General features: G+C 28.1%; 1 protein-coding gene. It reads right to left on the bottom strand.

Annotated features, from left to right (window positions below):
• Positions 1 to 213: 213 nt before the first annotated feature.
• The gene (locus tag AZI32_RS16885) at positions 214 to 1620 is read right to left on the bottom strand and encodes a peptide MFS transporter (protein WP_061997116.1); all 1407 of its coding nucleotides are present in this window, start codon (positions 1618 to 1620) and stop codon (positions 214 to 216) included.
• Between the last annotated feature and the right edge of the window lie 650 nt (positions 1621 to 2270).

Genomic DNA, 2270 nt, shown 5'->3' with positions numbered 1-2270 from the left:
GATATCTTACAAATATTGAACCGAGTAGCTAGAAAAAGTCTTAGAGAAAAAAGAAGAAGGAAAAATAGTGAGGAAATACTTTTCGATTATGCACTTCCCCCTACTTTGGAATAAATTAGATTAGCTTTACGCACATGCTTGGAACCCTATAGAATGGACAAATAAAAAGAGCTGAATAATTATTTTATTCAGCTCTGTATTGTTTAATTAATATTATTCCATCATAGCAACTAATTTTTTGTTTAAAGCTAATAGGATTAATCCTATTACAATTGAAACTACAGCTATTCCACCGAATATTTCTAAGTGGCCTAAAGTTTCAGTATATGCTGCGATAACTCCTGCTAGTTTATTAGCAACGAAACTACTTAATAACCATACACCCATTAAGAATGATGCAAGTTTAGCTGGTGCTAATGAACTTACCATTGAAAGTCCTACTGGTGATAAACAAAGTTCTCCCATAGTATGAAGATAGTAAGCTCCTACTAACCATAACATGTTAGCTTTTATTGCAGTGTCTTCTACGTTTCCGCCTCTTTGCATAACAGCTCCTACCATTAATAAGAAACCAATACCTAACATTATCATACCTATTGCCATTTTTGTAGGGATACTTAAATCACCTTTTTCTCTACTAGCTAGCTTAAGCCATAATTTTGATACAGGTATTCCGAATAATACTATAAATAATGGATTTAGTGATTGGAACCATGAAACTGGCATTTCCCATCCACCAACTCTTCTATTTACATAATCTTGAGTATAAATAGTAAGTGAACTTCCTGCTTGCTCAAAGCCTGTCCAGAAAACAACAACGAAAGCTGTTAATATACATATAACAATAGTTCTATTTTTTTCTTGTTTAGTTAAAGGCTTGTTTGCTTCTTTTTTATCTGCACTATTTTTAGCTTTATTTACTGATTTTTTACCAATATCTCCAAGATATTTTTGTGATAATAATGTGAATATGATTTGTCCTAAAATCATACCAAGACCAGCAGCTAAGAAACCATATCTAAATCCATAATGTATAATTTCGCCTGCTTGTTTTGTTGCCATTAAGTTCTCAGCTAAAGTACCACATATAAGAGGAGCTAAAAATGATCCTACGTTTATTCCCATATAGAAAATAGTAAACGCTGCATCTTTTCTTTTATCTCCTTCTGGATATAATTGTCCAACTAATGTTGAAATGTTCGGTTTAAAGAAACCATTACCAACTATAAGTAAAAATAGTCCTGTATATAATGCCGTCATACTTTGATGTGAAAATAAAGTTAATTGACCAATAGCTATTATAATTCCACCAATGGTAATAGCTTTTCTTTGACCAATATATCTATCTGAAATATATCCACCGATTATTGGAGTAAGGTATACAAGTGCTGTAAAAGTACCATACATATTTAATGCTGATGCTTTATCAACGCCAAGACCGCCTCTTATAAATTCTGTAGTTAGATACATTACAAGTAAAGCTCTCATACCATAGTAACTAAATCTTTCCCACATTTCAGTAAAAAATAACAAATATAATCCTGGTGGGTGTTTCATCTTGCCAGTTTTGTTATTTGAAACTTCATTGATCATGTCTTCGTTTGATTGTCTAAGTTCCATAATTAACCACTTCTTTCATTTATTTTTGTACAGTTTATTTTCTGTTATTGTAATTTTATCAGCAATTTTGATATTTTACAAGTAAAAAATTGCATTTTTATGAACATATACATTATTTTTTAAATTTTTAATGTGTAAACTTATACATAAAAATACATAAATAACCGTTGTTTTAACACATATATTTCATTTACCAAAAATAATGCAATTATTCATTCAATTGTAGCTGTGATATGGCTTGGAATCACTTTAAATAACAGCTTTCCCATTAAATAATAGGAAAATATATTAAAAAAATATAATTATATTATAATTATTCATTTTTATGTATTGTAAAAATAATTATATAAGAAATAAAAAAATATGTACTTTCCGTCTTTTGTAGTTAAATTCAATTTTTTCTGTTTAAAGTTTTTTAAAAAATAGCAAATTAAAAGACTGAAAATTTCAATAAATCAATATTTTTTTCATGAAAAATCCCTAATAACCTATGTTTGTTTAAACAATATTCATATGTATCGATTATGGTTAAAAATGTAATAAATTAAATTAAAATGAAATAAAATATAAATAACTATAATAGTGCGTTTTTACTTGAATAATTTTACAGTTGAATAAAAAAACAGATTCTTAAGCTATTTTTAATGACT

This window comes from Clostridium sp. ATCC 25772 (assembly GCF_001573875.1).
In the GTDB taxonomy this organism is placed as follows: Bacteria; Bacillota; Clostridia; order Clostridiales; family Clostridiaceae; genus Clostridium_J; species Clostridium_J senegalense.
This window is presented reverse-complemented; position numbering and strand designations above follow the sequence as displayed.

Bases quoted from the DNA above. Each gene is read 5' to 3' on its own strand.
- AZI32_RS16885 (WP_061997116.1), bottom strand. From the start codon at position 1,620: ATGGAACTTAGACAATCAAACGAAGACATGATCAATGAAGTTTCAAAT.